Annotated in this window: 28 protein-coding genes; 2 read left to right on the top strand and 26 right to left on the bottom strand. The window is 35.2% G+C overall.

The genetic code is table 11. The annotated features are described in order from the left end of the window. Positions 1 to 38: 38 nt before the first annotated feature. The 20 genes from FB551_RS20020 to FB551_RS19925 form a co-directional block, all read right to left on the bottom strand. The gene (locus FB551_RS20020; protein WP_142018693.1) at positions 39 to 3251 is read right to left on the bottom strand and encodes a hypothetical protein; all 3213 of its coding nucleotides are present in this window, start codon (positions 3249 to 3251) and stop codon (positions 39 to 41) included. Beyond that, positions 3248 to 7198: a tape measure protein gene (locus FB551_RS20015; RefSeq protein WP_142018692.1), complete on the bottom strand. Its 3951-nt coding sequence runs from the start codon at positions 7196 to 7198 to the stop codon at positions 3248 to 3250. Before FB551_RS20015 ends, FB551_RS20020 begins: the two co-directional genes overlap by 4 nt. Next, positions 7188 to 7940, bottom strand: coding sequence for a hypothetical protein (locus FB551_RS20010; protein WP_142018691.1), 753 nt, complete (start codon positions 7938 to 7940; stop codon positions 7188 to 7190). The genes FB551_RS20015 and FB551_RS20010 overlap by 11 nt, the downstream gene beginning before the upstream one ends. Positions 7941 to 8171: 231 nt before the next feature. Then, positions 8172 to 8669, bottom strand: coding sequence for a hypothetical protein (locus tag FB551_RS20005; protein ID WP_142018690.1), 498 nt, complete (start codon positions 8667 to 8669; stop codon positions 8172 to 8174). Positions 8670 to 8813: 144 nt separating this feature from the next. After that, the gene (locus tag FB551_RS20000; protein WP_142018689.1) at positions 8814 to 9713 is read right to left on the bottom strand and encodes a hypothetical protein; all 900 of its coding nucleotides are present in this window, start codon (positions 9711 to 9713) and stop codon (positions 8814 to 8816) included. Positions 9714 to 9741: 28 nt separating this feature from the next. Continuing rightward, the gene (locus FB551_RS19995) at positions 9742 to 10269 is read right to left on the bottom strand and encodes a hypothetical protein (protein WP_142018688.1); all 528 of its coding nucleotides are present in this window, start codon (positions 10267 to 10269) and stop codon (positions 9742 to 9744) included. A gap of 2 nt (positions 10270 to 10271) precedes the next feature. Next, on the bottom strand, positions 10272 to 11402 hold the full coding sequence (locus FB551_RS19990; protein WP_142018687.1) for a hypothetical protein: 1131 nt from the start codon (positions 11400 to 11402) through the stop codon (positions 10272 to 10274). Between the two features lie 17 nt (positions 11403 to 11419). Then, positions 11420 to 11836 (bottom strand): hypothetical protein, encoded by a 417-nt coding sequence (locus tag FB551_RS19985; protein WP_142018686.1) that lies wholly within the window; start codon positions 11834 to 11836, stop codon positions 11420 to 11422. A 12-nt stretch (positions 11837 to 11848) separates the two neighbouring features. Then, positions 11849 to 12922: a hypothetical protein gene (locus FB551_RS19980; protein ID WP_142018685.1), complete on the bottom strand. Its 1074-nt coding sequence runs from the start codon at positions 12920 to 12922 to the stop codon at positions 11849 to 11851. A gap of 58 nt (positions 12923 to 12980) precedes the next feature. Continuing rightward, entirely contained in the window at positions 12981 to 13871 is an 891-nt protein-coding gene (locus FB551_RS19975) for a hypothetical protein (protein WP_142018684.1), read from the bottom strand. A 25-nt stretch (positions 13872 to 13896) separates the two neighbouring features. Then, positions 13897 to 14394 (bottom strand): hypothetical protein, encoded by a 498-nt coding sequence (locus FB551_RS19970; RefSeq protein WP_142018683.1) that lies wholly within the window; start codon positions 14392 to 14394, stop codon positions 13897 to 13899. After that, a complete protein-coding gene (locus tag FB551_RS19965; protein ID WP_142018682.1) occupies positions 14366 to 16072 on the bottom strand; it encodes a hypothetical protein in 1707 nt (568 codons plus the stop codon). The genes FB551_RS19970 and FB551_RS19965 overlap by 29 nt, the downstream gene beginning before the upstream one ends. 224 nt (positions 16073 to 16296) lie before the next feature. Further along, a complete protein-coding gene (locus tag FB551_RS19960; RefSeq protein ID WP_142018681.1) occupies positions 16297 to 16536 on the bottom strand; it encodes a hypothetical protein in 240 nt (79 codons plus the stop codon). 10 nt (positions 16537 to 16546) lie between these two features. Then, entirely contained in the window at positions 16547 to 16852 is a 306-nt protein-coding gene (locus tag FB551_RS19955) for a hypothetical protein (protein ID WP_142018680.1), read from the bottom strand. A 12-nt stretch (positions 16853 to 16864) separates the two neighbouring features. Further along, positions 16865 to 18292 (bottom strand): phage terminase large subunit, encoded by a 1428-nt coding sequence (locus FB551_RS19950; protein WP_226798746.1) that lies wholly within the window; start codon positions 18290 to 18292, stop codon positions 16865 to 16867. Positions 18293 to 18374: 82 nt separating this feature from the next. Continuing rightward, positions 18375 to 18854 (bottom strand): terminase small subunit-like protein, encoded by a 480-nt coding sequence (locus FB551_RS19945; RefSeq protein WP_142018679.1) that lies wholly within the window; start codon positions 18852 to 18854, stop codon positions 18375 to 18377. Between the two features lie 2 nt (positions 18855 to 18856). Continuing rightward, positions 18857 to 19369 carry a ParB N-terminal domain-containing protein gene (locus FB551_RS19940; protein ID WP_142018678.1) on the bottom strand — a complete coding sequence of 171 codons (513 nt, stop codon included), beginning with the start codon at positions 19367 to 19369 and terminating at the stop codon, positions 18857 to 18859. Further along, positions 19369 to 19755 (bottom strand): hypothetical protein, encoded by a 387-nt coding sequence (locus tag FB551_RS19935; RefSeq protein ID WP_226798745.1) that lies wholly within the window; start codon positions 19753 to 19755, stop codon positions 19369 to 19371. The genes FB551_RS19940 and FB551_RS19935 overlap by 1 nt, the downstream gene beginning before the upstream one ends. 2 nt (positions 19756 to 19757) lie before the next feature. Continuing rightward, complete coding sequence (locus tag FB551_RS19930; RefSeq protein ID WP_142018676.1) at positions 19758 to 20312, bottom strand: NUMOD4 domain-containing protein; 555 nt, start codon at positions 20310 to 20312, stop codon at positions 19758 to 19760. Positions 20313 to 20331: 19 nt separating this feature from the next. Then, positions 20332 to 20550, bottom strand: a complete 219-nt coding sequence (locus tag FB551_RS19925; RefSeq protein ID WP_142018675.1) for a hypothetical protein — start codon at positions 20548 to 20550, stop codon at positions 20332 to 20334. A gap of 207 nt (positions 20551 to 20757) precedes the next feature. On the opposite strand from FB551_RS19925, the gene FB551_RS19920 reads away from it, so the two are divergent. Together FB551_RS19920 and FB551_RS19915 are read left to right on the top strand one after the other, a co-directional pair. After that, complete coding sequence (locus FB551_RS19920; RefSeq protein WP_142018674.1) at positions 20758 to 21009, top strand: hypothetical protein; 252 nt, start codon at positions 20758 to 20760, stop codon at positions 21007 to 21009. 59 nt (positions 21010 to 21068) lie between these two features. Further along, the gene (locus FB551_RS19915) at positions 21069 to 21308 is read left to right on the top strand and encodes a hypothetical protein (RefSeq protein ID WP_142018673.1); all 240 of its coding nucleotides are present in this window, start codon (positions 21069 to 21071) and stop codon (positions 21306 to 21308) included. Between the two features lie 25 nt (positions 21309 to 21333). Here the strand turns inward: FB551_RS19915 and FB551_RS19910 are convergent, their stop codons facing one another. The 6 genes from FB551_RS19910 to FB551_RS23410 all read right to left on the bottom strand — a co-directional run bounded on the left by FB551_RS19910 (position 21334) and on the right by FB551_RS23410 (position 24120). After that, positions 21334 to 21543, bottom strand: a complete 210-nt coding sequence (locus tag FB551_RS19910; RefSeq protein WP_142018672.1) for a hypothetical protein — start codon at positions 21541 to 21543, stop codon at positions 21334 to 21336. A gap of 184 nt (positions 21544 to 21727) precedes the next feature. Further along, the gene (locus tag FB551_RS19905; RefSeq protein ID WP_142018671.1) at positions 21728 to 21967 is read right to left on the bottom strand and encodes a hypothetical protein; all 240 of its coding nucleotides are present in this window, start codon (positions 21965 to 21967) and stop codon (positions 21728 to 21730) included. Between the two features lie 2 nt (positions 21968 to 21969). Then, positions 21970 to 22413: a hypothetical protein gene (locus FB551_RS19900; RefSeq protein WP_142018670.1), complete on the bottom strand. Its 444-nt coding sequence runs from the start codon at positions 22411 to 22413 to the stop codon at positions 21970 to 21972. Between the two features lie 116 nt (positions 22414 to 22529). Further along, complete coding sequence (locus FB551_RS19895; protein WP_142018669.1) at positions 22530 to 23693, bottom strand: DNA cytosine methyltransferase; 1164 nt, start codon at positions 23691 to 23693, stop codon at positions 22530 to 22532. Next, positions 23690 to 23950, bottom strand: a complete 261-nt coding sequence (locus FB551_RS19890; RefSeq protein WP_142018668.1) for a hypothetical protein — start codon at positions 23948 to 23950, stop codon at positions 23690 to 23692. The genes FB551_RS19895 and FB551_RS19890 overlap by 4 nt, the downstream gene beginning before the upstream one ends. Further along, complete coding sequence (locus tag FB551_RS23410; RefSeq protein WP_167497903.1) at positions 23950 to 24120, bottom strand: hypothetical protein; 171 nt, start codon at positions 24118 to 24120, stop codon at positions 23950 to 23952. Before FB551_RS23410 ends, FB551_RS19890 begins: the two co-directional genes overlap by 1 nt. Between the last annotated feature and the right edge of the window lie 24 nt (positions 24121 to 24144).

Genomic DNA, 24144 nt, shown 5'->3' with positions numbered 1-24144 from the left:
TGGTATTGTGAAGTATAACACACGTATTTCACTTAATTTTATTCTACTGGTGGCGTAAATTCTAAGTATTTTTTGGTAGTTATGGTCTGCAAATCAAATATTTTAAACGTATTGGTGATGGTGTCTGTAAATTTTACACTTAGATAAGCATAAACAGTATATTCCGTATCACCTACAGTACAATTTAAAGGTTGCAGTCCTTCAGCTTTATCTGAATTTAGTAATTCCATAAATAATCTGGCTGTAGTGCCATCTATATTTAACGTTGTACTGTCAGTTCCTGACACAGGAAGACCATAGCCTGTTTCTATAATAACATTACCCCCTGTGCCATCTAAATTTGTTACATACAATTTTCCCCCTCCTGGCAAGAATTGATAAGTATATTCAACATTAAAATTAGCTTTACCTTTGATATCTAAAACAAGTCTACTATATCCACAGTCAGCATTTTCTGCCTTATTATTCACGATTATAGTGTATGGATTATAATCCCAATCAACTGTTAATGTATTTGAAATTTTATTTACAAAATCATTTGTGTTGGCAATTACCCTAAAATATACGTTTGTCCCAGTAATTATATTAGTGAAAATATCATCAATTATAGTTCCTTGTTTTACGTTAAAGAATTGATGAAGCGTAATCCAGTTAACCCCATCAATAGAATATTGAGCATCTACTGTTGGCGATATATATTCAGAAACATAATCCCAGTGCAATGTGACTGTATTCTTATTTTCTTGTACAACTGAAACTAGTGTTGGATTAGATACTGATTTCCCTTTTATTTTACCTTTGAAGCTAAGAACATTTGTTTTACGATCATGGGAAAATGCACCGTCACCGAATGGATAAGCATCATAAATTCCTAAAGGAGTATTCAAAGTTACATATCCACGGCTTTCTAATCTATTACCTGAAATTCCATACCTCCAATTTTCGTACAGCGCAATGAACTCTTTAAATGTCACATCTGTGTAAGAAATCTCAATTTTTTCTCCGGAAAAGAAAGGCTGCTTATAAGCTCTCAATCTTCCCAAATTTTCATCAGCTCCCACAGTAATTAAACCAGGCAGTTCATTTACGAGGTCAGTTGAATTTATTTTCATCTGAGCTTTGTCATTGTTCTTGTAGTTTGTCACCTTTAATAGCTCAGAACTTTGCTTTTTCCTTAATCCGCTACCAAACCATTGGAACCATCTTGCCATGTGATATTTCGGATTATGACGGGAATTTGTGGAAGTTTCAGGATTTCTTACAAATTGATCTTCCGTAAAACCATCCCTGATAGATCTGTTTTTAATGAGAGATGATATATAGTATGTAATAGGAGTGTCAGATGAACCTTCTTCTATACCAGATGTTTTATTAAGAATCAATTCAAATTTATTTATAGATAAAATTGTCCATGTCCCTGAATTTATACCTTCTGTTATTTGTACTTCTGCTCCCACTTGCATTAATGTTGTGTCAAAAGGTGTTACAGTGCATACTAAGGATAAATTACCCCCTTTATTAGAATGAATACAATTTTCAAATATTCCTGAATCCCAATAATTATTTTGATAAGCAAGGTCTACCAATACCAAATCATCATCATTGTCATTTGTCGATGAACTTTTATCCTCTATTAATTCCTGTATTTTATACTCATCAACAATTAAATCTGTTTGTTTGTCAAACTTATTTTTAGTAGTTATAATCGGTGTTGTAAATTCTGCTGAAGTAATGAAATTTTGGATATCATCTTTCACATTTTTAGAATATTTTTTAGAACCAAAAATCATTGTGTTGAAAACAACATCTTTATCATTTTCAACACTATAACCTTCCTGTAAATACAATTTATTAGAAAGATCATACACTTTTACATCTTTGAAGAAATAAGCCGTATCTTCAATAATAACATTTGAGTTTAAAACATCATACCCTAATGAAAGTAATTTAGCAGCGCCCTCAGTAACCATAGATTTAAATGATGTTTTAATTTTCTGCCCTACAGTGTAGGTTTCAGGCAACCCCCTTAAAAACACCCCAGTAGAAATAGATGTATCATAATATGTTCCGCCAAATCCTAAGTAATTACTTAAAACACTTAGTCCTGAAGAAGTATAATTTTTAACAACCTGTTTTATCGCATCAATTATTCTAATTCCCGTAGTTCTTACCAATGGTGATTCCATATTGGTTGTTAGTTCAATACTTGTATTTGTTTTAACAGACTCAAATACAAAGAAATCATCACTATGAAAATAAAATGAAAGGCTTTGCCCTGATCTTAAATTTTCGTTTGGGCTAGGCAAACCAAACTGAACATTATCAATCTTAATTTCAGAATAAGTAACACCTCCTTCAGTTTTTTCAACAGAATCAATAAGTTCCCCATTTGCTTGAAGATCAATTTTTTTGTTTTCTCCTGCTCCATTAATGTAGGCTTGAAGCTTAACATAAGGAGCGCCTCCGCCACTCTTAGTAAACTTAACATGTAGATTGCTGATTTCAACCTGAAGTTTCTTTAGAGAAATATTTGTTGAAACAAATGGACCTTGATCTATTGCGTAGAATACAGTATACTTAACTCCACAAAAATCATTTGTATTATCTCCAAAACCATATTCGTCAGATCTTGAAAAAGACAAAAAATGATCATTACTTTGAACTACAACATTTTGCAGTTGAGAAATATCATAAGAATAAAAATTTGAAAGCTTCTTATCCCCCTTCTTATAGCCTATGGGAAATGTCTCTACTGGTGTAATTACATTTTCATCAATGTCCTTAGTTCCAAACAAATCAATTGTAACATCATCCCGGTTAAAAAGTTTATTTTGCGCCTCGCTTTTTATTAGTTCTACATCAATGACGAAAGTATTATTTTCGAGTGTATTCTTGTACTTATTCATGTTTACCTCAAAGTTATCTTTGAGTAAATCATATTCAACACCTTCTTTTATCGCTAACCACTTAAAGATGACCCGGCCGTCTCCAGATTGTTCTTGATTGACATTAAAAAGTACATCATAAGCTATTTTGTTACTGTACTGGTAGAATTTCAGCTTTGTGTTTTCACCAATGATAAAATCTTTCACAAACAATAATTCATCATCAATATTTACAATAGAGTCTACATCATCCCACCCGTCAGGTTTATTTATGACATATTCCCCCTGGAAAGATCCAGAGGGTACTATGAACTTGAAAATATTTTTAACGCTGTTTTCGTTTATTATATGGTTTATTGGTATCATGAGTAAAATGTTTCTTTTCCGGTTTCTAAATCATATGATCCTATTTCTTCAGCATAGTTTGCGCCTCGGTATAAATAGATGAATCCACTTCTTTTTATGATGGCAGGCTTATCATATCGTGCTAAAGACTGATCAAACCTTTTTCCTAATTTTTCGGCAATAGCATCTGAATTATCCTGGTAATTATTTACTATGGAAACTTGAGGGGCAATCATGCTTTCTCTTGCAATACTTTGGAAGACTTTACTTCCAATTTTGGCAGAAGGTCCCATTGTTTTAAGGATTTGTTTTGTTTCATCAGCTGTATAAACAGTGTCACCTTTATCAAGCCAGGTCATTTTATCGCCGGAATCAGATCCTAAAGATTTAATCCGACCGTCTTCACCTGCGATAATCTCACGACCTCTATCCTGAGTAATTGCGAATTCTGCCTTACCTCCAGTTCTACCTTTCCAGTATTTAGGAACCGGATCTTTGGACATGATGGCAACCGATTGCGCAATACCAAAACCAAGTGCCAACGCTGCCGGAATAGCCCCAGCAATGAACCCCATCTGTGCAAGTGTCATAGTTGCAGCTAATGCACCATTAATCAGGGCCTGTTGAGCTGCAGCTTTTTGTTCGGCCCTTGCTTTTTGGGTTTCAATAAGTTTTTCACGCTGTCTTTGCTGGTCTTTATAAACTCTGGCTTCATCTTCAAGCCTGTTTCTTTCCGCGGTCTGTTCTGCTGTAAGCTCTTCAAGACTGTTTAAAGCCTCTAACCTACTGTTGATAAATCCAAGTTCCTGCTCTGTTGCTTCCTGTGAATATTTAAGTTGTTCATCTAAGGCAGCAATAGTTTTTTCTTTCTGAGCATTGGTAAACATTTGAGCAAAATCAGAAATTACAGCTCCAGCTGCTTCAAATATTTCTTTATTTGACAAAGAGAAGTCTTTTCCTTCATCCAAAATTTTCTGATACATTTTGGTGAACTGATCTGAAACCCGACTCAATCCCAAATCATTTAGTCCACTGGAGATCATGTTGACAATAGGTTCAAACCCTTTTGCCATCTTATCAAAGTTTAAAAGATCAAGATCCTTCTTATTTTGAATATTTACATTCGTTAACCTTTCTATTTCAGCGCCATATTCCGCAAGTAATTTTATATCTTCCTTCGTTGGGGCTCCAGGTAAACCAATTGCCTTTTCATTAAGAAGGCGGCTCGTTATTGAATCTCTAAGCTTCGTTTGTTTTTCAATTTCCTGCTCAGTAGTTTTTATCTCGTTTTGCTTATCCAGAACAGCTAACTGATAGGATCTTTCTTCTGCGCTTAGCTTTTTATTGGTAAGGATTAGTTGTCTTTGTTTTTCATAAGAAATATCCTTGTTTGCAGAAAGAATTTCACTTTGATACTCTATTTCACTTCTGATTGCTTCAGGAATAGCAGCCATTCGCTGAAGCCTTTGATCTTCTATTTTAGCAATCTCTTCATCCCTATCACGTTCCAGCTCTAACACTCTTTGTCCCATGCTGGCCGCCAGTTGGATTCTTTTTTCATAGGAATCAGCTGTTTTTTGAATAAGTTCTGAATCTATATCATTTTGCTGTCTTAATCTGTCGGCATCGCTGATGTTTTGGTTTTTTTGAATTTCTCGATTCTTACCTTCAATAATATTTTTTTCCTTATTGAAATTAGTTTCTAGGTTTTTAGATCTTTCATTATAAAGTTTTTCATTTGATTGTACGGCTGCATCTATGGCTTTTTTATAAGAAGCACCTTTCAATTTGATCTCTTTGGCGTTTGCGCCTTTTAGAAAGTCCTGAAGTTTTTTATCATATCGGATAGCAATGTTTTCTTTTTCCTGAAGGTAATCTTCATAACCAATTTTTAAAGCAAGTCTGTCACGTTCTAAATTTGCAAGTTCGGTACTTCTTTCCCCATCTAAAATCATTAGGAAATCTTTTTGCCCACCTGTTAATGAAGATCCTCTTTGTCTTGAAGGTTTATTATCACCAGGCAAAACAGTTCTTTTTACTATTGCCTTTTTTTCTAGCTTATCACCTCGATCAATGTATTCATCAAGGCTTTTTCCTGTAGGTTTACCGCCCTTTGTTTCATAATAGAAACCTTTATACTGGAAATATGCTTTTTTAGACTTTAAGGCGTCACTCCATAAGTCTCTTACTTTTTCTATCTCATTTTCTCTTTCCTTCTGCTTCCTTTCATTTGCAGTTAATCCGGTGAATAATCTGTCAGCGTCATTTGTTGCTTTATTCCACTTATTATATGAATTAATAAAGCCATCAGCGCTTTTTTCCATCTTTTGGCTAAACTTATCCCATCCGTTTTCTTCAAACATTGTTGAGAAAAAATTTGAAACAACACTAGTCAGATATTTAATGGCAGAAGCTAAAATGTTAACATCAGCACTCACAAATTGCAATGTTGCTTGAAATTTCTCCATCTTGGTAGATGTGGTCTCTGTAATACCAGTAACAGTGCCTAGAGCATCAAACAACGAGCCTATAATATCAATCAAGCCTCCTACAATTTCCCTCCCAGCTGATCCATCTTTAACCAGAATATCCAGCAAGAACTTAACAGCATAAGACAATGCATCTATACTTCCAGCGAGAAAATCTACATTATCTTTATTATCAGTGAAATCACTTAAGAAAGATGTCCACTCATTTTTTAGACGGTTTTGAGCGGCGGCAATCGTGTCAATGTTTCCTGCAGTATCTAAATTGTAAACCTCAGAAAGTCTTTCCGCTACCTGAGGAAGTACATTATCTGCTACTACAGTTCCCGCCTTCAACATTTTATCAAGTTCAGCGGTGGAAACTCCCATACCATCAGCAAACAATTTGAATGCGCCGGCCATACGGTCACCCAGCTGGCCACGCAATTCCTCGGCTTGAATTTTGCCCTTTGAAATCATTTGTTCCAGACTTTTGAAGATCCCTGTAGACTGTTCTGCCGATAATCCTAATTTTGCAGATGCACCGGAAAAACTATCAAAAATCTTTCTTGCTTGTTCACCTTCCAGGTATGTACCTTTTACAGCTGCCGAATACTTCACATAAGCATCTGTAGTAGATACCAGCTCTAATCCATACTTGTTGGTTAATTCAGATAGATATTCTTTCTGAAATGCCATTTGAGCTTCAGTTTCAAACACGCTTTTTAACGCTAGATTTTGAGCATCTAACGCTTTTACAGTTTCATAAGCATCTGTAGCAATTCCAACAATTCCATTGGCAATATTACCTATTGCACTGGCCCCCACAACCCCCTTTAAGATATCCGTAACCCTTCCCTGTAAAGCTCCACTTCTTTGATTGGATGGTAAAGTCTGTTGATTTACACGTCTAAGCTCTCTCTCAAGACGTATTGCTTCATTCGTTGTACTTCTAAAATCTCTATTAAGTTGAGATATTTGGCTTCTGTATTCACGTTGAGAAATTGTACCTTGTCTGAGCCTTTCTCTCAATAATACCATTTCGGAACCGTAATCCCGGGCCGTCTGTCTTGCTTGACGTGTTTGTTTTGTCAGTTGAGCATGAGCACTGGTTGCTTCCCTGTTAGCTCTAGCTTCTGCTGCCGCCTCTCTTGCTGACTGTTGTCTCTCACGGCTTTCTGATCTTCTGGCTTCTGCTAGTTCTCTTCTGGTTCTGGCTTGTTCGGTTTGAAGTCTCGCTTGTTGACGTTCTAAATTTGCGGTTCTTGCCAAAGATTCAGCTAATTGCCTTTCAACATTGACATATTGAGTTGTAATGGAATTTAATTCCCTGAAAGAAGCTGTATAATCTCTTAATCTTCCAGAATTAAATCCATTATTAATTTTTTCGGTTTGCTTTACAGTTTCCTTGAAAGTAGTATTAAGCTTTCTTGCTTCAGATTCAACCGCTTTTAAATCTGCAATAATAGCTTGAGCTTGCAATATGGCTAATTTATCTGGCATCTCTGTTCATTTTATTTATTTCATCAACTCTTTTCATTAACACCTTTACCATTACTCCAAATTCATAAAGAGAAATTAATTTTGGATCAACATGCATTTCCAAGCCGATACACACATTGATATACTGTTCATCAATATCAAAATCAGAATTTGAATCAACTCTGTTTTCTTTTGCTTTTTCAAGCTGACTGTTAAGTTTTAGAAGCTGGTTATTAAGCTTGTCAAGTCTGTTTTGAAGGAATTGCCTTTGTTTGTATAGATCATCACTTTTTTGCACCTTAAAGTCAGCAAGAAGATCCTTTATATCAGAATTATCAAACCCAGAATGTTCCATTGAAGACAAAGCCATCAGCATTTCAATTTCTTCAGCATCTGCTTCTTTATCATCTTCTTCGATTTCCTGAATCAATTCTTGCAATTTCGCTCTGAGTTCCTGAGCCTTGATAGCCTGTTCAACAAAAAGAAGGAGAATATTAAACTTATTTAATTCGTTTGTAACAATTGCAACTTCACCATAGGTAAGGACATCAGAGTTTTTGGTGTTGATCGAAGCAGCATAATCTTCTTCTATCTCCTTAAATTTAGCCTTCAAAACATCAACATCTGCATTGATGGTATCACCAGATTCATATCCTTTTACCATGTAATAAAAATCCCCTGTCTGAATAATTCTTTTATAATTCAAAAAGGGGAGTTCTTTACTGTCTTGGTATATTCTTATATTTTTACTAAGTTTTTTCATATAAACATGGGTGTTCTTTTACATAGTACCATTCAGGCAATCCATCTGATCCGATAAATTCTCTTGCAATGGCAATTTGATTTGGATTTATTCCTTGGGGCACTTGCGCTATCTCTAAACCTCGTTCACCGTCAAAAACATGGTAAATAAAAGTTCTACCTTCTGGATCGTTAACATACTTCCGGAGAATCTGACATTCTGTTTTCGTGATGGGCTTACTACAGTTACACATTACTTCTTTAATTTTCCTTCATTAATTATTCCAAGGATCTGCCTTTCAAGCTTTGGCTTGTTTTTGATCTGAGCGTCAATCATCTGTTGTTTTGTTATACCGATAATTCTATGCTTTGGAATTACGTAGTAGATGTCTCTCATGTACACTGGGTTATAATCCAAAGTAAATTGAACTTCTTTAAGCCCTACTTTTGCTTTAATTCGCTTATACAATAATCCGTCATACTTCTTGTCCCACCAGTGTTTTAAATCCCATCTACGGTTATTTAAAGGGTTCATTCTGTTTTTGTAGTCGGCATAGAAAACATTCCCCCTTCGATACTTTTTAGAGTAAGGGGGCATTCGGCCCCCGTCACTCGTTTTTCCTCTTAATAGGTTATCCTGGTTTATTAATGGAAGGTTTGACTCTTTTAGCGCCTGCTGTACCAGTTTCGGTGTCACTTTGATTGACAACTGGATTCTCTTCAGAAAGGTTTCCGGATTTATCGTTGCCATTATTGGTGATTTTGGGCGTTAAATGCTTTTCGATCGTCTTAACATCCAATTCTGGATATTTCTCTTGGATGTATTCCACCGCCTTTTCGAAAGAAGGAAAAGGCTTTGGTGGAACAATCTTATAGATTCCAACTGCATATTCCATTACGATGCTACTTTTTCGGTTATTGATTTACCAGCGTAGTAGTCTGTGTCTAAAACGTAGACCGGATATCCACCATCATAAATTTCAAATGAAATACCCTGATTACCTACAAGTGCAGCATGAGTAAATGTATATTCTCCATTTGCTTCTGCTACAGCAGTTACAGCTTCTAATATTCCGTTTCTTCTCATTTTCCAATTATCAGGAGTTGTTAATCCAGAAACTGGACTTTTCGCACACAGGTTTGAAATTTTAACTTTTGTAGATGTAGCAGCTGCTGCTAATGGCGAAATAATGTCTACAGATACTCCTGTAACAGGATTTAACTGAGTAAAGTCAAGTTCATCGCTTTCAAATAAAACAGATTGACCCTGCCAGTATTTCATTGCATCAGGTTCTAAATCAACTTCCAAAGTAGATCCCACACCTTCAGCTGTAGTTTTTACTTTCTTGATTCCGGTAAATAAACTTGCATCGAAGCCTTTAATTTTACCATCATTTAATAAAGCGCCTAAAACAGCTCCATCTTGCATTACCAAGAATATAGCGTATCTTTCACTTTTGTCAAGTTTCTGAAGTTCGTTCTGAAAGCAATTCCCTTTATTGAACATGAATTTCCACCTCTTAATACCTTGTGTATTCTTGCTTCTTTTGCCTGTAGAAGAAGTAGTGAAATTTGCTTCTTCATCATTATCATCAGCAGAAAAGAATTTAGCAGTACCAATAATCTTATCTTTCTGGATCAAATCATCTAAAACCGTTTTAGTGAAGGTTACTGGATCAAATTTTACTGATCTGTCCGCTAAAATAAATCCGGAAACCTGATCTTCATCGCAAAATCGGCCGCCTAATCTGGCTACCTGATCTTCTGCGTTACATTTTTTAATTGTTAAAGCCATTTTATATTTATTTTTTATTTTTTATTATTTAACATATTGAATCAATTGAATAAGGAATTGTATTTAAGTCGATCCGAAAACAATAGTATGGTTGGATATTATCGAATTCATAGAAGAATGAATCAAATACACTTTGGTAGTCTGTTACAATTGTGTATTCACTTGTGAAGCCTCCACTTCTATCTACAGCATTTACAACATCAGCCAAAACTTTAGAATCACATCTGCCAGGTTCATCTGGATAAATGAATTTTAGATCAAGAATGAAATAGAGTTTTACTTTTGTTTCAAACTGGATATTGTTAACTCTTTCCTGATCATCTTCAGCAGTGAAGAAAAACTTATCGCTTTCAGAAACAATTAAATTACCGCTGTATTCATTTTTAGAAATGTAATGTTCAACTGTTCTTTTTTCGCTCTCGTCTTCTAAGACATAACATCTTGGATAAGCATCTAAATCTTTATCCCACTTTTTGGTTAAGGCAGCATAAATCTTTTTTTGCGCCTTATGTATTATCAGATCAAGTCCAATTGGATTGGTTCTTTCGTAAAGCATAACTAAACAGATGTTACTTCAATTTCAAATCCTGAATCTTCATCTCCTAACTGGGTATCAAATGTTTTCTGGATTATTTTCTTTGCTTCTCGTAATTCGTAAAAGTACCTTTTGGCCGATGTGTTAGCTTCAAGATCTTTCGTTTCCATCATCAACATGTCTTTGTTGATTCCATTCTCTGTGCGATTACTACGTTGGTGAGAATTCGCTAAAAACATTTGTAAGGTCATGTACTCGAAAGTCGCTTTGAAAAGTCCTACAAAGTTTTGAAGATTGTAATTAAGGTAATTTTCACTTTCAAGCGTGACAGTTACATTGAATCCTAAACCATTTGAAAAGTTTTGATAGGTGTATCTGGATGATTCCGGAGTGTTACCTATGCCAGTAACCGGATAACAAATAAATCCATCATATTTCAATTCGTCAACCCATCCGAAGTTCGTCATCACTTCCTGGCTTTCTATAGAAAATATCCATTTACCACGGCCGGAAAAAGAATAATTTAGTTCTTCAAATGACACTCTACCGTTATTTGGGCTTAAAGCCAAAGTATCAACCAATTGTCCCTCATTTACCACATACAGGGTAACTGGACTATTTGTAAGAGCCTGTAAAGAAATTTCATTTAAGGTGATAGTTACATAATCGCTTCCTTTCGATTCAAAAACCCATCCTGAATAATCATTTGGGAGATTATACTTACTTTCTCCGTTTTCGTAGATATACTGAGAGTTAATAAGTCTTTTTGAAAGATATAAGTCAGAAATAACTTTGTCCTTTACCTTTTCAATCCATGATTTCAGAATAATATTTTCTTTACTGGTCAACATCCATATATTACTGTCGGATCCGGGTGCAATATTTAACACTTCGTTTTTCAAACATTGATAAAGTGAATCATTGTGCTTGACAATATCCTTTCTATCTCTTGTTTCAGAATATTTATTGTAAACAGTTCCCGGGATATAATTTTTAAAATCAATTTTATTGAAAGGAAGGAAGTGCAGAAGATTATCCACAGTAATATAAGGGTGAACACCACTGTTTAGAACTATCCCTGTTTTTGAGTTCAGTTTTAGTTCATTATCCAGTTCGATATTTGAAGTGTACTCTTCTGCAAATCCTATTTTCATAACTTTTGATTTAATTATTATGCTTCTTTTGCCCAGACACCAGTTCCGGAAATAACAATCCAAGCCTTTGCGCCAGCATTTCCTGTACCGACAATTGTTATGTTATCACCTGTTTTGGCAGTCGCTTTTGTGTTTTGAGCTGCTTTATTTACTGTACCATCAAGAGTTACAGCGCCCACGGTTCCGGAAATTCCATCTGTAGCTGCCGGAGAAACTTTGATAATATTATTTCCAGCATCGCCAGTGTTCACGAAAGTGAATTTTAATCCTTTTTTTGTTGGCGGAAGAGTGACAGCTTTTGCATCAACTCCAACGAAAATTGTTTTTCCAGAATCATGCACTGTTAAAGCCAGATTGTCTGTAAGTTCGTGGATTGCTACAGTACTCAGTACTCCAACATTTCCTTTACTGTCTGTATAAGTTATATTGTTCATCTTTTACTTATTTTATGATGCTAATCCAGCGATTTTAATTACCGGATTAACTCTGTTAGACAAATCACTATTAAACTCTTCAAACAGATACACTCTAACCCATAAAGCCATTTCTTGATAATGGGTCATGATTAAGTTTGTATCTCTTCCAGCACCTACCAATGAAGTAGCATTTGTAGCTTCAAGGTTTGTAAATACGTTAGCTCTCATTCTGACAAATGGAAGCTCCATATCTGAAATTGACCATTCTTTTCCAGCGAACTTGGTACCCATTCTAAAATCTGCAGGGAAATTCTCATACATTGCAATAGCACCATTTCTTACATAGTACCCATTGAAGTTATTAGACCCTGGGATTAAGGTTCCGGTTTCGTGTAATTGATTGATTGCAGGAAATCCTAAAGCCTGAAGGTTTTTTTCATTACTGTTTCCATATTTTGCCCATTCATTTTTGGCTGCTGCAAGACCCGCTCTTGATGTTACGATCTCGTAATCTCCTCCAATTTCATTTGCATCAACAATTCTGGAAAGGTTAGCAAACATGTATTCTTTTTGAGCTTCTTTGCTGATTTCCAGAGTATCTGTAGTGGCATTGAAACTGAAAGTTTTTGAACCATCAGATACTTGTGCAGTACCATAAGGAAGTGATTGTGTCTTTCTCGCCTCCAATCTTGAAAGAATGATTGCGTCTAAGGCTTTACCCATTCCATATGTTACTTTTTTAACCTTGTGATCAAGGTCAAACTGCTCTTTTACTGTATTATTAGCATAATGAGCAGGGTAGTGTCTAAAGCCGGAGAAGATATCATATGCGATCGGTGTGATCTTTCCAGACATTGAAAGGTTTGCAGGAATTTCAAACCCCGGAACCGCCGTAACTGTTACTTCTTGGTCAATAATTGCCGGAATCTCTGCATCTCGTAAAGAAGATATCTCAGCGATCTTTTGTACTACATCAGGTGAAATCCAATCAGCCTGTACTGTACTGTTTTTTGCTAAATCAATTCCACCAAGTTCCGCATAACGTGATTCCGAGAACGTATTTGTGTCCTGGTAGTTATTCAGCATTGTTACATCTAAATTCATTTAATAATTGTTTTTTGTTAATAATTATGCACGCTTGCGGTCCTTCGCAGTATTTTGTTTATTTTAATTCTTGTATTTTTTTATTTAACTCAGCAAATCTCACTGAATATCCTGGATCGGTTGGCTTAATGCCTTCTTTAGCAATTTGATCTTTTATAATCTTCGTTCTTTCTACAGCATCTGTTTTTGCTGTTACTGGAACATCGCCTTCAATTCCTTCTATTTTTGATTTATCAACTTTTGCACCCGTTCCTCCTACTTGTCTCTCAGATGTGATTGATTTAAGATCTTCATCACTTGCAACCAAATCAGAAAGTTTAATTGTTTTGTATTGATTTTCTTTGTCAATCGCTAAGTATTCACCTTCTACCAATTCAAGATTGTATTTATCTTGAGTTCTCTTCTGGAAATCATTCCATTTTGCTGAAACCTCATATTGATTTGCATCTTTGGAAAAAGCAGGCTTAACATCACCGAAAGCAGCTTTAATTTTAAATGCTGAAAGTTCTGATGTTGCAGTCTCAAACTTTTCGGCTTTATCCTTTAAAGTGTCATAGTCTGCAAGTAGCTTTTGAGCATCATCCAATTTCTGTTTTGCTGTCTCAAGCTCTGATTTAGTGGCTTCATCGCCTTTGAAATCTTTTAGTTTTTTTTGATAGTCTGCTTTTAAGGCTTCAATTTCACCGTTCTTAACTTCGAGTGCTTTATTGGAAAGCCTCGCAAAATAATCTCCGAACTTTTCACCTTGTTGACGGCCTTCTTTAACGCCTGTTTTCTCCTGCAAATATTCTGAAGCTCCGGAAAGTATGGCTTCTGCATTTTCATTCGCCTTCTTATCCCATTCTTTCTTCTGGTCGGAAATATATTCAGTCCCCTTGGACGTAATACCGCTAACTTGTTCGGGTGTTAAACCCAGCTCTTTTGCAACATCTTCTGTTAAAAATTCCATAGTCTTTTATGTATTGTTTAATTAGTTATTTTTGACCTTCACCTGCAGCGCCTTCACCTTCCGCATTGTCTTTATTAGATTCAGCTGCATTTGCTCCTGCTTTTGCGCCCCCTTTCGACAATCCGGTCTTAGCATCTGGTTTTGCTCCTGCTTTTGCGCCAGCAGTTAAAGCAGCGATTTGCTCTTGCAATTCTTTAATTTGTTTTTGTTCCGGTGTTAAAGGCTTCTCAGTAGTTTCAAAAAGCTTATTGATTACAGCTTCTACAGCAGATACATCTTCAACTTCACCGAATCTCTTTAAAGACTCAACAGGTTCATCCTTGTTTACTTTAGACAGATCATAAACCTTTTCAACTTTGACACTTGTTACTCCATGAGCTTTTAAATGCTTAATGAAGTTGTCCCATTCCGGACTTTCAAAAGTGATCGATACCGTTTCATTCTTACTCTTGACATTTCCGTCCTTATCGTAGTTTAGTTCGCCATAGAAAAGCCTAAGCGTTACTGAAAGATTTTTGCTCATTTTGTATAATGTTTTTTAATAAATTCTTGATTGTAATCATCTTGGTACTTTCCGTCATTTCTCCTAATCCTTCGTAGAAAAGCTCTATTTGTCCATATTCGGCTTCAAAAATTGAAATCCAATAATCAAATCTTGTCTGTAATTGAAAAACAACAGGATCTACTTGCGCTTCAGTACTCATAGCTGTTGAAAAATCCTTATCTGAAACATAAGGGATGATGTCATATAGAATAGTATCTCTTTTCGCCTGCTGAAGATTATGCTTGTTCCTTGTTTGGGAAATTCTCTTTAAAATCTTTCTACGCTCTATTGCATTTGGAGCTAAAGAAAAAGACTTGTATAAATCATCAACAGATTCAATAAAGAAATCAGTTCCAAAGAATACTTCTACAGATACTTTATCTTTACCATGAAGTAAAGCCAAAGTCTTAAAGTCAGACAACTGCTTAATTCGGCTTAACTCATTTGAAAGCCATCTTAACCTATCTTCTTTGCTATCGTAGCCTTTTGATACCTGCATTTCATTTTTAGCAGCCTCATTCTGTTCTGCTATATCTCCGATCATGGAAGACAATATCATTTTCTCAATTTCCTTAATTCTTTCATTGAGATAATTCAATGCTTCTACAGGCATATAATGAAATTGAAAGTAGTTCCGAACTACATCCATGTCTACTTTACCTGAAGTAACATCTTTTGAAGCCTTCACCTTTACTATCGATCCAGCCTGAATATCACTCTCGGATGGAGCTATTGGATTAGTATCGTCTGATGTTTGAGCTCCCAGTATAGCAGAAGACATCGGTTCTTTAGAAAGTCCCTTTCTCAATTCACCTGATGGATTGGTTTCCTTTGCGTTTAGCTGAACTGTAACAGGAATCGCCCCGTTGGGTTCCGTCATCCTTTGAAGTGTTTTCAGAAAAACATATTCTTCAAAATCCGGTAAAGCGTAAGAGAAGATTGATTTCTTTACTACATTGTTTTCCTGGAACATGTTTTCAGAAGAAACCCAATCTGCCGGGCAAACTCCCAAATCATGAAAGGATTGAACAATTATATTGTAATCTCTATCAAAGAAAATATACTGGTCCTTATCAATGTATGAGAAACCATGAATAGAACTATTTTCCAGCTCCAAACATGAGTAATAAGCTATCTTATTAATCTGATCACGATCACAGTCAACAGATACTATTTTAGAAATTGGTACAATCTCTCTGTATCTTTTTGATTCAATGTCTATATCCTGAACTACAACTGAATTGTGATCAAATAGAATAGCATTAAAAAGTTCTTCATCAAATTGCTTTGAATTTAAATCTGCGTGACATGTTTCCTCTATCCCTTTTACTGAATATTTGAAAACAGAATCATCTGCATGAAATACCCTTCTTAATTGTGGTTTAATATCATCATTAACAAGTTTTGCAGATGCTACTGGATTGCGAAGGTATTTGTAGAATGAAAGAAAGTTTTCAGTTTTGAAGACTAGTTTAACCCAGTTTAGAAATTTATTGTCTGAAGCATATTTTCTATTACTCCAAACCCTTAGATACTCAATAGTGATTTCTTCCTGTAAAGAACCCTGAATAAAATAAGAAAGATCCTTCTGCTGTTGTCTGGCATCTAGGATGTATTTGTGATTTACTTTCTTTTTTATGAATTCAGCTGGCTCCAAGTATCTTTGCTTTTAAGCAAAATTAGATACGCGCTATTATGGTGTTGTGAAGTATAAAGCAGAAACAAAAAAACAGCCTATTAAGACTGTTTTAATTATATACATAACGCTATCCACTGATCCCCATTTGAATCTGTGAATTTGAATGTAAAAATCTGCTTATGCTTTTTGCTCTTTACTAATGATTCAACTCTTTGAGTTATAAGCTTCTTATTACTCATGACTTATTTATTTGGATTTACTCTTACTTCTACTTGAATAGACGGATTATAAAGGCCGTAATCAACACCCATACTTTTAACAATTCCTTTTCTCTCTTGTACTTGCATACGGTAAAGAAAAGCATCAAAGAAATGGCTTTCTATTGGCCCTGCTTCCTGAATTGATACTATTTCATTGTCACAGCATTTTAGATCAATTTTAGACAGATCTATGTCTCTACAGTAATTTATTTTATTTTTCATAGTGTTTGTTTTAATTAATTTTCTCTTTATACATTTTCATAAGCTCCGTTATTTCAACATGAAACTTGGTGAATGCAGCAAAAGCATCCGGTTCAATCGGGTTTGCTTTCTTCTGTATTTTGTACACTGGAAGACCATCATTCTTTTTGTATAAAATACTGAGTATATCAACATATGCGTTAATGTCTTCAATAAGCTTATCATTACACTTTCCTTGAGCGTGTAAGATATTGAAGAAACCTACTATCTCTGTAGCTTTGATTCTATTTTCTTTCTTAATCAATCCGTGGATTAATTTTGCTTCTGTATTAGTCATATTCAAATTTAATTAATTAGTTTCAGATTCTACTGTATTATCAGAATTCCAAGCCATATGTCCATATCTTACAGCGTCCCAGAAGTGATTGTACTTATCAATTGGCAGGTTTACCTGAATTCCGTTAATCTCCATCCATTTATAATTTTCTACTTCTTTTTTGATATATTTTTTATGTAAGTGATTTTTTACAATACATATTCTTTTTTTCTTCATCGAAAGAATCCAATAAACTACTGATTTAATCTTGGAAACTTTTGTTGCATTCCACCCTAAATCCTCCATATCTTGTACCATTTGAACAACTCCGTTTTTCTCCGAAACCCTCTTATCTGATGAATCACAAACAATAGTTGCTTCTTTGTCAAAATTATGTGATTCAATTGCAGCGCACAATAAATCTGCTGTTTCAATTGGCTCATAAATTAAAGGCTCTACGTAAATAGTATCTTCGGTCTCTACATACTTATTGAAAGAATTCGGATCAGAAGTAAATCCAAAGTCATTAACTCCAATATATCCAAGATATTCAGGGAATTCATCAATCCATACCACATTGTCAAAGATCACACCTTTCATTGCTCCACGTAATCCAAGACCATACACTTTCCAGTCAAATTCTTTTGCAGTACCTTGTGGCACATTTACAGGATGGGGTGGCGGTTGATTCTTTTCTGTAACCGGAAGACCATTGTAATAAACACCATCTACTGTAACGTCATAACTACCAGGAAGCCATGGTTCATGTCTTAGAATTTTATTCATTTCAGATGCTGAAATGAAAGGATTGTCAAGAAATGTTGTTCTTAGAAAAGCTACATCATCTCTAAGTAATATCTCATCAAAAACCCAATGATCAGTAAAAGACGGATTATAGTCCATCCACCAAAATTTACGACATCTCATTTCAACCTGATCAAACACTTGACTTTTAATCATCATACCCTCGTTAAAGAAAGCGTAATCACAACCGCCACCATGTTTCCCGTCTCCAAGAAAATGAACCGTTGTTTTTCCTATTCTAAAGCTCGGAACCTCTTTAGCATTATGAAAAGGATTTGGAAGTCCATAATCATCTAATCTACGTTTAAAATCATCATAAAGTGTTGTTTTGAATTCATTGTAAGTTTCACGATATATATTTATCGTTAATACTTGGCCCTTGTGTCTTATTGTGGCTAGATAAATTATGATATCTACACCACTCCACGTTTTACCAGACCGTGAACTACCCTCAAGGGTAACACCTGCATAGCCAGAAATTAAAGCAGGTTTACCATCAATGTAGCCCCATTTCTGATTATTAATAGCCTCATATAATATCTTATAATTGGGATTTGTGTCTTCATTAATAGTAGTTAACTTCCTATATAACTCTTCTGTCTTCTCCTCTTGCAAAAGACGTTCAAGCATCAATATTTCATCGTCTGTAAGACTCACGCTTTATTATTTGGGTTAATTGGGTTTTAAAATAACCCAGTGGGTTTTTTTGGTTTATTTTTAATCCATTGGGTTTAATGGGTTATTGGTTTAATTTATCCTTAAGCTCTTTAATTTTCTGAGCTCTTTCTTCTGCTGAAAGAATTTTATCACCGCCGGATGTTACATCAAGCTTATCTCCGTACTTCTTAGGGTTTAGTTTGGATATTTGCCATTTCAAAGTATCTACCTTTAATCTACGGTGTCCCAGCATGTCCCCTTGAATCTTCTTCATCTCCTTTTTGCCGTCTTTACCGCCTTTCTGGTTCATTTCAACAGTTTCACCGATTTCCGGAGTAAAGGCAATCTCATGCATTTCTTCAAAAAGAATATCGGCCCTGATTTCGCACGCACGCGCGTATCGTTTTGCTTTCTTTTCATCTTCTTCTAACCAATCAAAGAACGTACTTGTTGAAGGTGCCCATTTCTCTTTTAGAATCTGCCTTACTGGCTTTCCTTCATCTACTATTAAATTGATGATCTTAGTAAAGATCTTGTTCTTTCTTTCTTCTGTGTAAGCCATGATTAATAATCTTCTGTACAGCTAAATCCTTTTAATAAAAGATCAGCCATTAATTTGTTTTTTTCTGATTCTGTCTTGCAGGTTACTTCAAAGCGAAATACAGGGATGTATGTTTGCTCTTCCGGTTCTTCTTCATCTTCAGCCACTACAGGGAATTTAACATCAAGCCCCCAATCTTCAAGTAAATCAGTATCCCATTCGTTCAATAACATATCCCAATCCCATTCACCACCTGAAACATTGTCTTTAATAAGAAACTCCCTTTGCTGCTCTTCTGTGAGGTGATCAGCTATGATAATAGGAACTTCTTTTAATCCGGCTTCCTGACATGCTTTTAATCGCATATTTCCCCCAAGAACTACCATATCACCGTTTACAACTATCGGCCGTATATCAAGCATCTGAGGAAATTCCTCAATGGATTTCACCAGCTTTCTAAACTTGTCATCCTTTATTAATCTGGGATTATTAGGTTTTATCTTGACTTCTGATATTTTTACTTTTTTTGATTTCATTATTGTAGTGTTAAGTACCAGTTAATAAGTTTTACTATGTCGTTGAAATTCCATTGGAAGGAAGCATGATAACCGAGTCCTTTAAGCTTGGAAATTGTTTCGCTTTGCTCCTGAATGTGCTTATTGCTTTTAAGTTCTCCGTTGAGTTTATACGGTGACTCTATTTTTAATTCGATAAACAACCCATGATAATCACCTTTAGGATAGAAAATAAGAAGATCCGGGGTTTTAAATCCCGGCTTCTGGATCTGCGAGTTACGTTTTGCTTGAAATTTCGTAAGCTTTACACTTGCAATAGTGTCTGACATAAAAAACAAATCCGGATGGACCGCCCTTAGGTAGGAACAAACTCTTTTTTGCAGATCAAATTCAGGTTGCCGTTTCATTTTTAAGCTGTTTTCCAGGTTCTATTTTCGACTATCTTTTGAATGCATGGTATTGATACGTTGTAAGCGTCTGAAAGCTGTTTTAATGTCTTTCCGTTACGTTTGTCAGCCCTTATATCTCTTGCTTTTGATGGGTTTATTAAAGCCATACCGTGATTAACCCCGGAAACTCTGGGAACTCTTTTCACAGTTTTTAAAACAACTGATCGGCGTGAAACCCATCTTGTGTTGTTTACTTGATCATTTCTTTGGTTTCCATCCAAGTATTCTAAAACTTCGTTTTCCTCTGGTTTTCGATTAAATAAAGCAGCACACAATCTTCCAGCACTGAAATTCTTTTTTCTACCAAATTTATCTACCAAAACAACCTTAAATCGGCTGTTTTGATCTAAAGTTTTTTTGAGTATTACAGGTTTTCTTTTCACAATGCTTTTAACTCTGGAATAATTTGAGGCCTCGTACCTATCTTCATAGCCGGGAACTTCTTCCCATAATTCACCTGGTAAATCTTGTAACTCTGTGCTTAACGTGTCTTTTAGAGTAATTAATCCTTTCATTTATGCAATTTTTAATAGTTTATATTGGGTTATCTAAGTTTGAATACTTCTCTTTAATAACAGGTCCTGAGATCAATTTAGAACAGAGTTCCAGAGACAAACAAGGAGGATGATTTTCCAATCCTTCCAGTATTTTTCTAAGAATAAATTCCTGATCGGGCGATAGATTATATTCTTCATAAAGTTTTTCCACAACTTTATTTATTGAATTTTTTAATATACCATTTTTACAGTTCATTACAATGTTTATTTAAAGCTTTACTTTAACAATAAAACAAAAATAATAATTAATTTTTACTTTATTTTTTTTGCACAAAAAAACCTCCCTTGAAGAAGGAAGGCCAATTTTTTATTTATGACACTAATATGATCTCAATATGCAGGATTCCGGTACCAAAGAAAGTTTTACGTTTATTTGCGGAAATTAATTTAAAAACAATTTAATATGAAAGAACAATCAACAGAAGAGCCCTTTAAAATAATTGATGAAAATGAGCATATTTTAATCGCATCAGCTGAAAAGGATGGAGTATATATTGAACTAGAATACAATTTAGAAGAGTGTAAAACATATGGTATTGACTCCGTAAATGTAAAACGTTGGATACATCCATCAAATGATCCGTATGCTGCAAACAATTTAAAAAACGAACTTAACAAACATCTTAGGGAAAAATATCTGGATAAATTCAAATAACTTTAGTTTCCACTTGTGTGAGTCACTTATTTATGGGTTATTTGCACAAAATTAATTACATGAAAGAAATTGAAGAGCCAGTGACTGTGACATTGGGGAATGGAGCCACTAAGACATTCTACAAATATGATGAGGAAATATTTACTGAAAAAACAACAATGTTACAGTACATTGATAAAAATTATCCGACTGAATTGAAAGTAGATGGAAAAATAAAGGAAGATGATAGATATAGTATTTATCACCTTTGTAAAGATGTAAACTCAGAGCCAATACACACGGTTTTGTTGGTCTTATAAAACAACCCCTGTTAATTCAGGGGCTTTACTTTGGTAGGAAAACAGTACGAGCATTTAGCGGTGTTCCTATCCTTATCTTTCCGGCTTTAACCATTCGATCAATAAACCCGTTTCGCTCTGTAATTTCCATGTTAAGGATCTTATCTATTTCGATAAAGCTAAGTCCGTTATTCCCTCCAGTTTTGATGTGCTGGACTCTTACGGCTTCAAGTACTTTTTGTTCTAGTTCTTCCATGGAGTAAAGATACTAAAACAGATAGAAAAGTAAGCAGATCACGCAGCCAATCCAAAACCAAGTACCTATTCCGATTATTCTCATTTGCAAATCTTTGCTTTTAAATAACAAACAGTCGTTAATAAATTCTTTCATAGTTCTAATATAGTTTAGTTTTTTCGTTTTGTGTTGTGGGTTTCCGTAATTACTCTTCTTCAACTTCATGTCCTGGACATCCTCCTCCAAAAGGATCAAAACCTATGCACTTTTTTGGATTGCAAGACATTAATTTATGCCCTTTTGCCTGTAATTCAGCAATAACCCTTCTCGCTTCTTTATCTGACAACGTTTTGCCGTTTTCATCATTGAAGATATTAATTTTCTTTCCTTTATAGTTCCTGAGTATTCCTTCAAGGTTTACACTCATATGATGTATTGCTTTCATCTTTACAGTAATTTAAATATTAAACATTTCTCAGGGTTGAAGGTCTGGGATTCGGATTCCAACCATTTTTTAGCTTCTTCTAAAGATACATCCATTAACGGATGACCTGTTGGGTAATAATTTACTAATCCCGTATTATGAGGTTGATCACCCTCTGGATTCTCTCCCCAATACCAACCTTTTGATTCAATCACATCTATAAAAGCATTTAGAAATCTTTTGTAAGAAATTAAAAATGCTTTTGGGTATTTTGTCCGTGCTCCTTTTTCATCAATTGGGATAAACCCCTTTGCTATTTCATTGGTAAGATCTGGGCCTTTGCATAAAACTTCTTTGTCTGCTTCAAGGAGCCCTTTGTAAAGGGAGTATTCTATTTCCATTTCTTGGACTGTTTCATACTCCACAATAAGGAGTCTTTCTTTTAAATCTAACTGTAACTGTTTCATTAGTTTCCAAGTTTTGTTTGTTCTTCGATGAATTTCCCCCAACTTTCAAATTCCCAGACAGCAGGAAGACGTTATTTTCATCTCCCGTATCTCCCGGGTTAGTTCTTCTAGTGCTTTCATAGTAATTCAATTCTTTTTGCTATTTCTTCTACGACACGGACAGTAACTGCATTTCCCAGCATTTTGTACCGTTGTGTTTTCGGAATCTTTTTGATAGTTCCGTCATAATTTCCGTTTTCTGTCCAATTATCCGGGAAACCCTGAAGTCTTTCACATTCTATTTCTGTAAGCCTCCTAATTGAAGCCTCATTTTGAATAACTGGCTGCCCTGATCCATCAGATCTTGCTCTTGCTAGTAGCGTAGGGCATAAATTATTATCCATCTCTCTCAATCCAATTTCTCCTTTAAAATCCCTCCATGTTCCAATTTGCCATCTACCAGCAGATTGGTCTAATGTTGGCGAAATACCTTCAACCGCATGGACTCCTCCTGATTCTTTAGAATTATTTAGTTGTACTACCGCCTGCTTACACCCATTATCTAAAGTACTTGCTACGCTTTTCCCTGTGCTTGAATTCAAATTTTGGATATTGATTGAATCGCCAGGCTTGGCAATTTCAAAACCTTCTTTGTTTGCTGATCTCACTTTGATAAAATCACCAGCCCAATTCATTACTGAAGTTGCTTTCAATGTACTCGCGTAAACTGCTTTTTCATTCTGATTTCGTTCATTACATAATCCTTCCCTTTCTCCGATAGGAAATACTCCTGGCTTACTTCTTCCATCAAGATGTCCGACAAGGTATATCCGCTCTCTATTTTGGGGTAAAAACCACTTTGTGTTAAGCAGTTGCCATTCAAGTCTATAACCCCCAATGTTGGCAAAGGCTTGGAGAATTGCCCAAAAGTCTGCGCCAGCGTTTGAGGAGAAAGCTCCTTTAACATTTTCCCAGATAAACACAGATGGTCTGAGCTCAGTAACCAATCGAATTGCTTCGAGGATAAGAACACTTCTTTTACCGTCCATCCCTTCTCTTTTTCCAGCAAGACTGAAATCTTGACAAGGCGATCCGAAAGTGATAATGTCAATTCCTGTAAAGTCTCTTCCGGAAATATCTGTAACTGAACCGATGTATTTTGCATTTGGAAAATTGTATTTGTAATTAGCGATTGCGTGTTTGTCTATTTCTGAGAAGAAATGTTCTTCTATTTGGTATCCAGCGTCTATAAAACCCTTCGTAAAACCTCCGATCCCTGAAAAAAGTTCCATGATTTTCATTTGATTAGATTTTCGGGATTAATGATTGAGGCTTTTATTTCTTTGTTGTTTGAGAATAATCTATCTATCTCTGTAGTTTCGTAAATTCTCTTCTGCTGTTCAGCCTGTAAGAGATCACAGGCAACGAAAACATGTTCTCTTATAGTTTTCTTTCCAATTGCTATACTTGATAAAAAACTTTCAAATATCTTTCTATCAAAATCATTCAAAGTCTTTGCATACTCATCAAATATGCGTTGTTTCTCTTGGTGACTCATTAGTTATATTTTTTATTTAAATATTCAATATGCTTTTCAGCCATTTCTTTTGTGAAATCTTCATCTACACACCACTCAATGTATTCTTCTGTGTTACAGAAAGGACAAGGATCGTCTGGGTATGATGCTCCAAAATGTGGGAATTCAATACCTGTTTTTTGTTTTTCCATTGTATAATTTATTTATTGGTTATT

The organism is Chryseobacterium aquifrigidense (genome assembly GCF_006716485.1).
Classification (GTDB): Bacteria; Bacteroidota; Bacteroidia; order Flavobacteriales; family Weeksellaceae; genus Chryseobacterium; species Chryseobacterium vietnamense.
The sequence above is the reverse complement of the archived record's forward strand: the minus strand, read 5'-3'. Positions and strand labels throughout refer to the sequence as shown.